This is a genomic window from Pseudoalteromonas sp. 120-MNA-CIBAN-0494, from assembly GCF_040308885.1.
Taxonomy (GTDB): domain Bacteria; phylum Pseudomonadota; class Gammaproteobacteria; order Enterobacterales; family Alteromonadaceae; genus Pseudoalteromonas; species Pseudoalteromonas nigrifaciens.
Window position 1 is genome coordinate 1 of record NZ_JBEOOE010000013.1, and the last position, 12984, is coordinate 12984.

The following is a 12984-nucleotide window of genomic DNA, read 5'->3' on the forward strand; positions in this document are numbered from 1 at the left end:
TGAATTTGAGGAACGACTCAGCAAGCATATTTAAAATCTAAAAACGGGCAGTTACACAGAATCCGTTACAGGCTCGTAGCTATCAAACAATCAACTCCGTTTCTGCGGCTTAGCAGGATGTTGTTATCACTATACATTTTACAGATCCGCCCTCCGGCTCTAACTCGTTTTTGTCCAAAAACGAGTTTACCCGACCGACCGCTTATCGCTCAAAGCCGACCTATAGAGTAATTACGTTAACACGTTTTGGGGCAGAAACGAGTTACGCTTTAATGTCCGCTATTGGCTGTGAGTTCAACCACTCGATGCAAGACAGCCGTTCATGCAAAATATTGACGCTAATTGGTTGGGGCTTTTTCGTTGGGTTTCGCTGCGCTCAAACCAACCTACGTTGATAACTCTAAAGCGCAGCGCCTCTAAACCTCTTTGTGAATAATTCACTTGAAGCTCTTTTTCTATAATGTTTCGCAAGAGGACAAGAAAAACGGAACATGGGGTCGCGTCTTGCCTTTTGCCATTTATTTTTTGAATGACCGCTCATGGCACAAATGCGACTATCAGAGAAAATTGAGCCATTAATAACCTCAAATCAACTTATTAATCTCTAAAGTGATAATCTCTTGGTAAATTAACCAAAGGTACAGATCTTGGCTTCAGATATTGCAACCAGCTTACGCCCTAAGGCACTTTATTTTTAGGCGTTATAGCCATACTTGAGTCTGTTTACAGTATTTTTAATTAATTCACGGCCAGCTATAATGCCTATAAATGTTAAAGGTTTTTTAGAGTCGAATTTGAGGAACGACTCAGCAAGCATATTTAAAATGTAAAAACGGGCAGTTACACAGAATCCGTTACAGGCTCCAGGCTTTTGCAAGTTCAAATGCATTTTCACTTAAAGTGGTATTTAAAGGCTTTAATTCTTTTTTATAGCGTACATATGAGCTATTGCTGGTTCTAATAGCTGAAGAAAATGCTCGTATACCCCAACCTAACTCTATCCTTAAACGCTCAGCATTTTTTATATTTACACTTTGATGTATAAAGTTAATTTGCTCTAGGTAACTTGATTTTTCACTGATCTTTCTATTGGTTAAAATCTCTATAAAGTCTATTTTTTTATGAATTTCAGAGAAGCTATACATAGCAACACCTTAAATTTAGTTATATTTCCTCGTGTAACTGAAATCGATGTTGTCTGTAGAGATCTACTTGAGGTAAATTCTAGCGTATTTACCGCAATTCACTTAACCCTAAAGCAATAGCCTCTTGCTGAAAGCGGCCTGATATATTAATTATTCGTTCATAAGCACCGGTTAAAAAATGCTCCTCTGTCGCTTCAGGCCTATTGCTCATAACTGGCTGATCAAAAAAGTCAGCAAAGTTATCAAAATCAAACTGAGCTTTGGAAGGTTTTTTACTTTGTTTATTAAAAGTAATATCGCTTGAGTCTGTATCTGCGGTGTTTTCTCCAGCAGGAGTTTCAATCTTTTCAAATTTAACTACATCAGCTTCAAATGGAACATCTTGTTTAACTCTATACGCATACTCTAAAAGCTTAGTTTCGGCGGGCATGTACATAATAGCTTCTTGGTTTTTAGAGTTTGTTACCCTCAGAATACGGCCCAATATTTGCCTAAAATGCATTTCTGTTTTTATGTTTGTAAGGTGGCAGCAAACCTGCAAACGAGGGATGTTTGTACCTTCGCTAATCATACCAACAGAAATAATCCACTTAGTTTGTGCATACCTAAACTGCTGAATAATACTTGTAGGTTCATTTTCTCGGTAGGTTACAACAGTGCTATCCTCGTCAAAGTGAGTTCGCATTAACATAGAGATTTGATGGGCATGCTCAACAGAAGATGCAACAATCAACCCCGCTGCATCGAGGTTTTTCAATCTTATAGAAGTCAGCTTTTTTTGAGCTGAAGAAATCATGTATTTTATTACGGCTTCATTTTCAATAACTTCTTGATAAGAAACGCCAGAGTCGTTTAATAACGCTTTAAAGCAGTTAAATGTTTTGGTTTCAGCGTCATCTACAACTGTAATGCGGCTATTATCAACAGCTACTATTTGTGGAACCCGACAAACATTATCTCCAATAGCCTCAGAAAGCCCGTAAACGTAGTCACACGCTATTTTATTGTTAGGTTGCTGATACGATGAAAGAACAATAGGAGCAGCGTCAGAACGCCAAGGGGTGCCTGTTAAGGCTAATGTATACTGTGCTTTATTTTGAATGTTAAGTATTATCTGCTCACCCCATGCATTTGCATTGGCAATATTAGAGCCAGCACAATGATGAATTTCGTCAAATATTACAAAAACACGATATCGTTCAAATAGCCGCCAAAAGTTCACATCTAAATACTGCAAGCTTTGATAGGTTAAAGCTCTACCTTTAGCGCCAATAAGCCCATCAAATCGTTCATTCGTTTTTAGCTGTAAGCTTTCCTTAAAGTCTTGAGAAACAATAGACGACGGTGAAAAACAAATAATCACATCGACCATATTATTTTTTAATAATTGATCGGCTAATTCTGAGGCCATCAAGGTTTTACCCGCCCCAGGAGTTGCCAAGGCTAAAAAGTGGCTATTGCCGGTCTGGTATTGTTTAAACGCTAAATTAATACACTCGTCTTGCCATAGTCTTAGTTTCATATTTTCTCTAATGCTTCGTTTTGCTTCAGTAAGCCTTCAATTGCTCTAATTTTGCCAAGTATTCTGGTGTTGTTGTCTCTGGCTTTGTTATATTGTGGCTGAAGTTCATCTACTAATTCGGGTGACTCCAAATAAAGCTCTTTATATGCCTCAGATTCACCCATATTCAATAATAGCTCGGCTTTGTAATGATTTAACTTACTAAGTAACAGCGCGTATTTATCATCCGCCTTCTCTGTAGTTGCAATAGGTATGGCACTAGCTAAGTGAGTAATTGTCTCAACGTTAAAGCTCTCAGTTTTATTGAATCGCGTAAATCCTTTTTTATTTGATACCACCTTTTTCAGCCAGCCTTTTTTAACAAGCTTGACCAATTCGGCATATATACTTCGCCTAACTGCTGTAGGTACTAAAGAAGAATCACTTTTTAATGCTAAGTACGCCGAGCGTACATCGCTTGTTGTAAAGTTATCAAAATTTGGTGCAACAATAATTTGAGCTACGAGAGGGTCAAATTTCAAAGTAAATCCTAATAAACTTCTTATAATAATGGGTATTATAGGGCGTGGTAGTTAAGCCCTCAACATGAAAATCTAATCATTTTGCCTTGAGGAAAATCAGGTGAGTGATTTAGTTAAACATTTTGGTGAAAAGCTACGAGAAAAACGCAAAGAAGCAGGCTATTCGCAAGAAGGGTTTGCCGCCTATGTCGGTATAGAGCGCGGTAATTACGGAAAAATGGAAAGAGGTAATGTTAATATTAAGCTCGAAACCTTATATAAATTAGTAAACGCATTAAATTGCGAGTTTGAAGAGATACTACCGGCAAGGCAAAAGTATAAAATTGACCTAGACTAACCAAAACTACTTGGTACTAATATATTATTAAGTTTTTAATTAATTAGGGTATATTAATCACTATTACCTCAGGAATATAAATAAGCGAGTGAGTTGCTTTTAGTAAAAATCACCTCAAGCTCACTGGCTAACAAGGACTTAATTTACATGTTCGAACAAACTTTTAAAAACATTGACGACATTTTTCACAAAGATGCCGGTTGCTCTAGTGAGCTAGATTACACCGAGCAATCATCGTGGATGCTGTTCCTTAAATACCTTGATGACCTAGAATTCACCAAGTCTCAAGAAGCCGAATTGATGGCAGAAGACTACCAATACATTATCGATGAGAAATACCGCTGGAGTTCTTGGGCTGCGCCTAAAACGGCTGCTGGTGAGTTTGATCACGATAACGCCTTAACGGGCGATGATTTAATGGACTTTGTTGACGGTGAGTTATTTCCCTACCTTAAAGGCTTTAAGCAACGCGCCGAGCGACCAGATACCATTGAATATAAAATCGGTGAGATCTTTAGCGAGATCAAAAACAAAATTCAAAGTGGTTATTCACTGCGTGACGCCCTAGAGAAAGTGGATGAGCTGCGTTTTCGCTCACAAGAAGAAAAGCACGAGCTTTCACACCTGTACGAAGTAAAAATTAAAAACATGGGCAACGCTGGCCGTAACGGGGGCGAATACTACACCCCTCGCCCATTAATTCGCGCGATGATCGACGTATTACAGCCACAAATAGGCGAAACCATATACGACGGTGCCGCAGGGTCGGCAGGTTTCTTATGTGAAGCTTATGATTATTTACGCCAAGGGGGAGCAAGCCGTAAGCAGCTATCAACCAGCGACTTAAAAATCCTGCAAGAAAACACCTTCTACGCCAAAGAGAAAAAGTCTTTAGCCTACGTTATCGCCATTATGAACATGATCTTGCATGGCATCGAAGCCCCTAACGTGATCCACACCAATACATTAGGCGAAAACCTACAAGACATTACCCCAAGCAACCAGCACGATATTGTATTAGCTAACCCGCCGTTTGGCGGCAAAGAGCGTAAAGAAGTTCAGCAAAACTTCCCGATTAAAACCGGTGAAACGGCCTTCTTGTTTTTGCAGCACTTTATCAAAATGCTCAAGCCTGGTGGCCGTGCTGCTATTGTGATTAAAAACACCTTCTTATCCAATACCGATAACGCCGCCATTGCCTTGCGCAAAGAGCTATTAGAAAACTGCAACTTACACACCGTGCTAGATTGCCCAGCAAAAACCTTCTTAGGCGCTGGGGTAAAAACCGTGGTGTTGTTTTTCACCAAAGGCGAACCGACACAGAAAACATGGTTCTATCAGCTTGATCCTGGCCGCAGCTTGGGTAAAACCAACCCTCTCAACGATAACGACTTAAAAGAGTTTATTGAACTACAAAAGGGCTTTGAGGACAGTGCTAAGTCTTGGTCATTGGCGACGACTGAACTAGATGATGCAACATGGGACTTATCGGTTAAAAACCCGAATCAAGCGGAAGAAGCCCCACTGCGTGAACCTCAAGCCATTATCGAAGAAATCATCGCGCTGGATAAAGAGAGTGAAGCGATTCTGGGTAAGATTCAGGAGTTGTTGTGATGGGGTGGCTAACTTATAAACTAGGCGATATTTGTGATTTTCAAGGAGGTTCGCAGCCTCCAAAGTCTGTATTTATTCAAGAAGAAAAAGATGGATATATTAGGCTTCTCCAAATACGAGATTTTAAAAGCGATGATAAGGCTATTTATATACCAGAGGCTAAGAAAAACCGTATATGTAAAAATGATGATGTAATGCTAGCGCGATATGGTGCATCTGTTGGTCAAGTTCATCGAGGTAAATCAGGCGCATATAATGTGGCTCTGATTAAAACAATTCCAAATACAGATATAATCGATAAAGACTTTTTATATTTATATCTTCACTCAGAAAGTTTTCAAAAACGACTAATGTCGGTTGCAGAACGATCCGCTCAAGCTGGATTTAGTAAAGCGGATATATCGCCCTTTGAAGTTAGCGTTCCACCTATCCCCGAACAAAAACGCATCGTCGCCATTCTCGACCAAGCCTTCGCCGATATAGAGCAAGCCCGCGCCAAGACCGAGCAAAACCTCAAAAACGCTCGCGAGCTGTTTGAAAGCTACTTGCAGCAAGTATTTAGCCAGCATGGTGATGATTGGGGAGTTAAGAAGATTGCTGAAATCGCTGAAACATGTTTGGGAAAAATGCTTGATAAAAAGAAAAATAAAGGCAATCCAAAGCCATATTTAAGAAATCAAAATGTTCAGTGGTTTAATATAAATACAGATGATCTTCTTGAAATGCGTTTTGAGGATAGTGAGTATGAAAGATATGCTATTAAAAAAGGAGACTTGGTAATTTGTGAGGGTGGTTATCCAGGGCGTGGAGCTATTTGGGAGCAAGATGAAGATATCTTTTTCCAAAAAGCCTTGCATAGAATACGTTGTCATAATCCACTCTATAATCGCTGGGTTTTATACTATTTATATCTGAGCGATTGTAATGGCACTCTAAAAAACAGTTTTACTGGGGCTGGTATCCAACATTTTACAGGGAAGTCTCTAAAGCAATTAGCCTTGCCGATTCCACCGGTTGAATTAACCGAGAAGTTTGTGCGCAATTTTGATGAGTTATTTAATCACGTAATAAGCTTGGAACATGTATATCATAATAAATTGAACTCGATAGACGAACTCAAAAAATCCATCTTACAAAAAGCCTTTTCCGGCGAGTTGACCAAAGAAAAAGAAGGAGCGGTGGCCTAATGTCACAAGCAAGGACGCGTAACGAAGCCGACACCAGAGCGGATTTAATTGATCCTAAGTTAGTTGCTGCGGGTTGGGGTGAAGTTGATAACAGCTTTATTCGCCGGGAGCTTATTTGCCCTGGCCAAATTATGGCCGGCGGTAAACGCGCTAATAAAGTGCCTTGCGATTATGTGCTGGTATACAAAGGCCGCAAGCTTGCCGCTGCAGAAGCCAAAAAAGAAAGCCTGACTTATAGCGAAGGTGTGCGCCAAGCCAAAGACTACGCACAACGCCTGCAATGCCGGATTGCGTATGCCACCAACGGCCATGATATTTACCAAATTGATATGCTCACCGGTGTTGAGACGCTGGTAGATGAATACTTATCACCGCAAGCGCTTTGGGATTTAACTTTTGAGCAAAAAGGTGATACCCCTGAAGCCGCTTTCACTACCGCTTGGCGTGATGCGTTTTCCAGCATTCCCTTTGAAGCCAAAGGCGATTGGGCACCCCGTTATTATCAAGAAAACGCCATTCACAATGCGCTTGAAGCCATTGCCCAAGGTAAAAATCGCATACTGCTTACATTGGCTACCGGTACAGGTAAAACGTGTATTGGCTTTCAAACCGCATGGAAGTTGTTTCAAACCCGTTGGAGTTTAACCGCGCAGAAAGATATAAACCTTGCTAAAAAGCGCCCACGTATTTTGTTTTTGGCCGATCGTAATATTTTAGCCAACCAAGCGTTTAACGATTTTGGCTCATTTGGTGAAGACGCCATTGTACGTATCACCCCTGACGATATTCGTAAACGAGGTGGCGTTCCTAAAAATGCTAGCGTATTTTTTACTATTTTTCATACGCTTATGTGTGGTCCTAAAACCGAATTAAAAGAAGCCACAACAGAAGATGATGAAAATGCGCCAATTAAAAAGGCAGAAAACCCGTATTACGAGCAATATCCGACTGATTTTTTTGATTTAATTATTATTGATGAGTGTCACCGTGGTGGCGCAAATGATGAAAGTGCTTGGCGTGATATTCTTAATTACTTTGCCCCTGCTGTACAACTGGGTTTAACCGCAACACCCAAACGCACCGATAATGCCGACACCTATGGTTACTTTGGCGAGCCTGTTTACAGCTATACTCTAAAAGAAGGCATTAACGATGGCTTTTTAACGCCATTTAAAGTGTTACCGATTGTTGGCACGATGGATGAGTATATTTATACAGAAGGTGATGGCGTTGTTGTAAAAGGCGACCCAGAACCCGGCAAGCTTTATAAAGAAGGCGATTTCAACCGTATTATCACCATTCCACAACGTGAAGAACGCCGCGTTCATTACTGGATGGATCGCTTTAAACCCAATGAAAAAACCATCGTGTTTTGTGCAACACAAGTTCATGCCGGTATGGTGCGCGATTTTATTAATCAGTACGCAGTAAAAAAAGGCTGGACCACCAACACTAACTATTGTGTTCGTGTTACCGCTAACGATGGTGTAGCGGGTGAAAACGATTTAAAAACCTTTTGTGATAACGAAAAAACCATTCCAACAATTTTAACCACATCACGCAAGCTTTCTACAGGCGTAGATGCGCGTAACGTCCGTAACATTGTGCTCATGCGTCCTTGTAATAATATGATTGAGTTTAAGCAGATCATAGGCCGAGGCACCCGCACTTACGATGGCAAAGACTATTTTACCATTTACGACTTTGTAAAAGCGCACCATAACTTTGCTGATCCTGCTTGGGATGGTGAACCAATACCCAGCGAAGTATGCCCAGAGTGCGGCACAACCCCGTGCCAATGTGAAGACACTGGCGGCGATGGTGCCGGTGAAAAGAAACCGTGTAAAGTGTGTGAACAAAAACCATGTGTTTGTGAAAAGCCAGAGCCTGAAGGCTGTGAAAAATGTGGCGAAAGACCATGTGTATGCGAAAAGCTCGAAATAAAGCTCTCAGACGGCCGTACACGACAAATAAAGCATATATCCTCAGCAATGTACTGGAGTGCTGAAGGCAAGCCCATTACAGCTAAAGAGTTTGTTGAACGTATGTTCGATGACCTACCGCGCTTTTTTGAAAACGAAGACCAACTACGAGAAATCTGGAGCGACCCAACCACTCGCGAAAAGCTATTAGAAGATTTAACCGAAGCGGGTTACGATAGCGAAAAACTCGATAGCATGAAGGCAGTAATTGATGCTCAAGACAGCGATGTATACGATGTTTTATCGTACGTAGCCTATGCCGCAGAAGCGCAAACACGCACCGAGCGAGCTCAACAAGCTAAACCTAAAATAAACTCAGCGTTTAGCGATTATAAACAACAAGAGTTTATCAACTTTATATTAAGTAAATACATTGAAGACGGCGTTCAAGAACTGGCACCAAAAAAAATGCGCAGCTTAGTAGAGCTTAAATACAACACCATTAACGACGCCGCCATTGAATTTGGCTCACCAGCCGCGATACGCGACACATTTATAGGTTTTCAGAAGTATTTGTATGCAAGGTAGTTAAATTATCTATAGCTATCAGTAAGCAATTGAAAAAGCTTACTTGATGCCTCTGAGGGGTAAGTGAGCGACTATACTCTTAAGAGGCTGATATAATTATTAATTTAAAAAAAGGTAAGAAGAGCAAAAATTACTTTTGCTCTTCTTACTGCTAGGCGTGCTTATAACCAGTATACCCACACCCACACGCCCCACAATAACTACAGACAATCCAATTACATGCCGCGCATTCTATATCCTGAGAGTTATCAACAGGATTTTTACACGAGTAACAATCATATATAAGTAACTAAAAATAACAGTGGAGGTTTCTACCCTAATGCAATTTAAGTGATGCTAGCTGTGCGTCTTAAGAAGAAAAAATTACGCTCAATTTTTTACTATTTAATCTCGGCTAGTTTGAAAAGTTATAGTTTTGAATAGTATGAAAAATAGTACGCATACTAGTTTTTGAAGCTTTAAAAGCTTAGCTCTTATAGTATTTAGTATGTTTGTAATGGTTCTAATTGATAAATCACATCACGCGACTCATCAACCGATGACATTGGCGATGAACCACCAAAACCTTGCGTGCCGCCCGAAGCATCTTCGCTACCAACGCCACCGCTTAAACCGTCGTATATACTTACGCCGTTATTAGTGTCGTAATCTCGGTATGCGTATTCGCTGCCTTCTAAAATGCGATACTCATCGGTGCGAATTTCTGCGCCCATAGCGAGTGAGTAATCATCAAAATTTTGAGTAAAATCTAAATTAAGCGTTTGTAGCGATAATTCCATACCGTAAGCATAGGCTTCACGCGGAATAGTGGCGCGAATATCAGCAGCGCTTAAGCCTTGGTCGTAGCGTAAAAAGTTAGCGTACGAGGCGTTAATTGTGTCACTGGTAGTGTAATCAATACTGTTTTCACCATAGGTGTACGATAAGTCTAAGCTAGCATCGTTATCAAATTGCGTTTTGTAACCAAAGTTATACGAAATATCGTCGATAGTGGTGTTAATTTTTGGCAAAAAGCCAGCCTGAATTGTCGCATCGTTATCTTGTAAAACCGTATTACCGCCACCGTTGGCATTGTGCCTGAAAAACGCTGCCGACTCGTTATCGCGCGTTGAATAAGTAATAAAACCGTATAGTTCGCCATCACCTAACTCATAACCTGTGCTTACAATTAAGCCAAATTGTTGTGAGTCGGCATCGCCTATTCTAAAGGTATCTCTGTCGGCTGTTAGCTCTCGCGGATCGCCCGCTACTAAAGTGCCGTCATCAAGTGTTGTACAACCATTAAATTGGCAAGAGCCATGTAAACCGGCACGGTTAGTTGGCGCACGATCACGGTAGTTAAGTGTAGTATTTACGTAACCTTTATCACCTAAAGCAAAACCCTTATTAAAATCAAGGTTTATCGTTTCACCATCGCCTTCTGAATATTGGCCATAGTTAATTGCGGCTTTACCACCTTCGCTACCATCTTTGAGTACTATATTAATAACACCCGCTATGGCATCTGAGCCATATTGCGCTGCAGCACCGTCACGCAGTACTTCAATGCGCTTAATTGCCGACGCCGGAATAGCATTCATATCGGTACCCGCTGTACCACGACCTACCGAAGTATTAATATGAATAATACTGGCTTGGTGGCGGCGCTTACCGTTAATAAGTACTAATGTTTGATCTGGGCCTAAACCACGCAGTGTTGCTGGGCGAAGGGCATCGGTGCCATCACTAATTGACGAGCTTGAAAAGTTAAACGAAGGCGCGATTGACTGCAGCATTCTGCCCACTTCTGTTTGCCCTGTATTCTCTAGCGCTTCTGCACTTAAAATATCAACCGGAACAGGTAAATCTTCAACTGAACGACCTGCTACACGACTCCCGACAATGGCAATTTTTTCTATTTTTTCTTGGGCAACATCTTCAGCAGCATTAACGCCCTGAGTGTTTGCAGCAAGTAATGCAGGCAATATTGCTGCACTAACGCCTGAAAGCTTCATCATGTTGTTATTTTTCCTATTGATTTGTTTGAGTTTTATACTCAGTAAACCATTTTGATCAACAACCGCATCGAGCTTAGTGTCACCTAACAGTGCCTCCAGTGCATCTAATTGGGTGTAAAAACCATAAAGCGAATTTGCATTATATTGTTTAGCTAACTCATAAGAAAACACCACGGTTTGCTCAGTTTGCTTAGCAAATTCTATTAAAGCTTTGTCTGCTCGCTGCGCTTTTATATCAAATTGCACCATTTGCCCGGTAGTTACTGTGGCTAAAACATTCAAGCTAAAAAAAGCCGATGCAAGCACACTCAAACTACACAATAAATGCGTTTGGTTACTGCGCAACTTATATAAACAGTTGGCAAACAAAAATCCTCTATAGGTTTTATTCTTTTTATTAATATATTTTTTACTTTGCATGTTCATAATTGCAACTTAATCCAACATTAGCATGATTTTAGGCGCTGCTATTTATGACTTAGTTTGACGTTTAAGGCTAACTACGTGCTCACCTAAGCGTTCGTGATCAATCGAAAAATTTGTTTTTAAACTTTCAAGTAGCCCAGCAACATCACCCGCCTTAAATACCCCTGCAACTTTAATATTTGCAAGCTCTGCCGATGAAAGCTCAAACCGAGTAGCGGTATAACGGCTAACTTCATTTAAGGCATCGCTTAATTGTTCTCCGTTAAAAATTAGCATGCCATTTTGCCACGCTAAATCTCGTTGCACATCGTCAGCAGAGAGGCGTTTAATAGGCGCTGTAACACTTTTTTCTATAATTGCTTTTTCGCCTGAGAGCACAATATTTGCGTTTATTTTTCTAATTTTTTGGGTGCTGTTATCGGCTAGTTGATAGGCTTTAAAATCGTTAGCATCAACAGCTACACTCGGATCAGTGATCATCACTTTTCCTTCAGTTACCACTAATTCTAAATGAGATGAGGTATTGCGCTGCACATTAAATACAGTGCCTAATGCTGTAAAGCTTTTATCACCTGCCATCACACTAAATGGCCGCGTAGCATCTTTAGCAACATTAAAACGCCCTTCCCCTCTACTCAGTAATAACTGTCTGCGCCCTTTACTATAGGCAACCTCTAATAGGCTGTTGGTATTAAGTTGCACTATGGTGCCATCGGGCAGTACGTAAGTGGCTTGCTCTCCCACCTTGGTTTTATAAATTTTAGTATAATTAACTTTCGCTAGGGCTTGGTTATAACCAGTCTCTAAATTAACCAATAAGTAACTGCAAATCATTAACGCAGCAAATAAGCTGGCCGCGATACCATACGAAAACACCCATTTACTTTTTTCCTCGGTATTGTTTTTATGCGGAAATAAAGTGCTTAACTCGTTTAATACGCTCAGTTCGTCCCACAACTTAGCGAGTTCGTAAACGGCGTCTTGGTGTGCATTACTTTGCAGCATCCATAATTTAAATTGCTCTTTTTCAACCTTGTTTAAACCGCGATCTATCGCGCTTATCCAATTAGCTGCTGTTTCTAAAATTAAATCTTTTGGTGTAAATTGATGAATATTACTCATTTTGCCACACTCACTATAGTTGGCTTTTGAGCAGCGGTGTCGTGCTTTTTATACTGCTCATTTTCATCCTGAGAATGCTCTCGCATGTATAGCATGGTTTGTAGTAACCCTTTTGCAATATGTTTTTCTACTGTGCTTTGACTTAACTGTAGTTGCTGGGCAATTTCTTTTTGGCTCATACCGTACACTTTTTTTAATATAAAACACTTACGAACCGTCAAGCTTAGTTGCTCTGTTGCCCGACAAAACAATAAAAAACGCTCTTTCGAGGTGTACTCGTCCTCTAGTTGTATTGATTTAAGTAACTTTGGTAATTCATGATCATCACAAAGGGAGTCGCTAAATTTATTATCCCATTTAGCAATATGATTAAGGGCAAGGTGTTTAGCAGTTTTGAGCATGTAACTACGCGTAAATTGAATATCTTGTTTTAAATCAGCTTCGTAGCTTTTAATAAAGGTTTCTTGCACTATATCTTCTACGTCGTCAGGTAACACTATTCGTGAAACAAAGCGGCGTAAATGAGTCGATAACTCTGTAAATGTAGTGGCTAATTTGAGTCCTCGCGCCATCCTTAATTTCATCCCTTATTATTGTATAAAC

10 protein-coding genes and 1 pseudogene are annotated in these 12984 nt (G+C 40.4%); 4 read left to right on the forward strand and 7 right to left on the reverse strand.

The features are described 5' to 3' along the window. Nucleotides 1-294: 294 nt before the first annotated feature. The 4 genes from AAEY55_RS09905 to AAEY55_RS09920 form a co-directional block, all read right to left on the reverse strand. On the reverse strand, nucleotides 295-441 hold the full coding sequence (locus tag AAEY55_RS09905; protein WP_350551062.1) for a hypothetical protein: 147 nt from the start codon (nucleotides 439-441) through the stop codon (nucleotides 295-297). Nucleotides 442-854: 413 nt separating this feature from the next. Continuing rightward, the gene (locus AAEY55_RS09910; RefSeq protein ID WP_016899339.1) at nucleotides 855-1145 is read right to left on the reverse strand and encodes a hypothetical protein; all 291 of its coding nucleotides are present in this window, start codon (nucleotides 1143-1145) and stop codon (nucleotides 855-857) included. An 88-nt stretch (nucleotides 1146-1233) separates the two neighbouring features. After that, a complete protein-coding gene (locus tag AAEY55_RS09915) occupies nucleotides 1234-2667 on the reverse strand; it encodes a DEAD/DEAH box helicase (RefSeq protein WP_024599466.1) in 1434 nt (477 codons plus the stop codon). Then, complete coding sequence (locus AAEY55_RS09920; RefSeq protein WP_004588152.1) at nucleotides 2664-3188, reverse strand: hypothetical protein; 525 nt, start codon at nucleotides 3186-3188, stop codon at nucleotides 2664-2666. The genes AAEY55_RS09915 and AAEY55_RS09920 overlap by 4 nt, the downstream gene beginning before the upstream one ends. Nucleotides 3189-3288: 100 nt before the next feature. On the opposite strand from AAEY55_RS09920, the gene AAEY55_RS09925 reads away from it, so the two are divergent. From AAEY55_RS09925 to hsdR, 4 genes are all read left to right on the forward strand, one after another. Further along, nucleotides 3289-3525: a helix-turn-helix domain-containing protein gene (locus AAEY55_RS09925; RefSeq protein ID WP_004588153.1), complete on the forward strand. Its 237-nt coding sequence runs from the start codon at nucleotides 3289-3291 to the stop codon at nucleotides 3523-3525. Nucleotides 3526-3672: 147 nt separating this feature from the next. Continuing rightward, entirely contained in the window at nucleotides 3673-5139 is a 1467-nt protein-coding gene (locus AAEY55_RS09930) for an N-6 DNA methylase (protein WP_145242948.1), read from the forward strand. Beyond that, nucleotides 5139-6326 carry a restriction endonuclease subunit S gene (locus tag AAEY55_RS09935; protein ID WP_024599467.1) on the forward strand — a complete coding sequence of 396 codons (1188 nt, stop codon included), beginning with the start codon at nucleotides 5139-5141 and terminating at the stop codon, nucleotides 6324-6326. The genes AAEY55_RS09930 and AAEY55_RS09935 overlap by 1 nt, the downstream gene beginning before the upstream one ends. Beyond that, complete coding sequence (gene hsdR, locus AAEY55_RS09940) at nucleotides 6326-8836, forward strand: EcoAI/FtnUII family type I restriction enzme subunit R (RefSeq protein WP_145242946.1); 2511 nt, start codon at nucleotides 6326-6328, stop codon at nucleotides 8834-8836. Before AAEY55_RS09935 ends, hsdR begins: the two co-directional genes overlap by 1 nt. 512 nt (nucleotides 8837-9348) lie before the next feature. On the opposite strand, the pseudogene AAEY55_RS09945 reads toward hsdR, so the two are convergent. The 3 genes and pseudogenes from AAEY55_RS09945 to AAEY55_RS09955 all read right to left on the reverse strand — a co-directional run. After that, nucleotides 9349-11259, reverse strand: a pseudogene (locus AAEY55_RS09945) (TonB-dependent receptor plug domain-containing protein); the annotation flags it as partial. Between the two features lie 45 nt (nucleotides 11260-11304). Continuing rightward, entirely contained in the window at nucleotides 11305-12381 is a 1077-nt protein-coding gene (locus AAEY55_RS09950) for a FecR family protein (RefSeq protein ID WP_011328500.1), read from the reverse strand. Next, nucleotides 12378-12953 carry an RNA polymerase sigma factor gene (locus AAEY55_RS09955; RefSeq protein ID WP_011328501.1) on the reverse strand — a complete coding sequence of 192 codons (576 nt, stop codon included), beginning with the start codon at nucleotides 12951-12953 and terminating at the stop codon, nucleotides 12378-12380. Before AAEY55_RS09955 ends, AAEY55_RS09950 begins: the two co-directional genes overlap by 4 nt. Nucleotides 12954-12984 lie beyond the last annotated feature (31 nt).

Coding starts and splice junctions, on each gene's coding strand:
- AAEY55_RS09910 (WP_016899339.1), bottom strand. CDS start 1,145: ATGTATAGCTTCTCTGAAATTCATAAAAAAATAGACTTTATAGAGATT.
- AAEY55_RS09915 (WP_024599466.1), bottom strand. CDS start 2,667: ATGAAACTAAGACTATGGCAAGACGAGTGTATTAATTTAGCGTTTAAA.
- AAEY55_RS09930 (WP_145242948.1), top strand. CDS start 3,673: ATGTTCGAACAAACTTTTAAAAACATTGACGACATTTTTCACAAAGAT.
- AAEY55_RS09935 (WP_024599467.1), top strand. CDS start 5,139: ATGGGGTGGCTAACTTATAAACTAGGCGATATTTGTGATTTTCAAGGA.
- hsdR (WP_145242946.1), top strand. CDS start 6,326: ATGTCACAAGCAAGGACGCGTAACGAAGCCGACACCAGAGCGGATTTA.
- AAEY55_RS09950 (WP_011328500.1), bottom strand. CDS start 12,381: ATGAGTAATATTCATCAATTTACACCAAAAGATTTAATTTTAGAAACA.
- AAEY55_RS09955 (WP_011328501.1), bottom strand. CDS start 12,953: ATGGCGCGAGGACTCAAATTAGCCACTACATTTACAGAGTTATCGACT.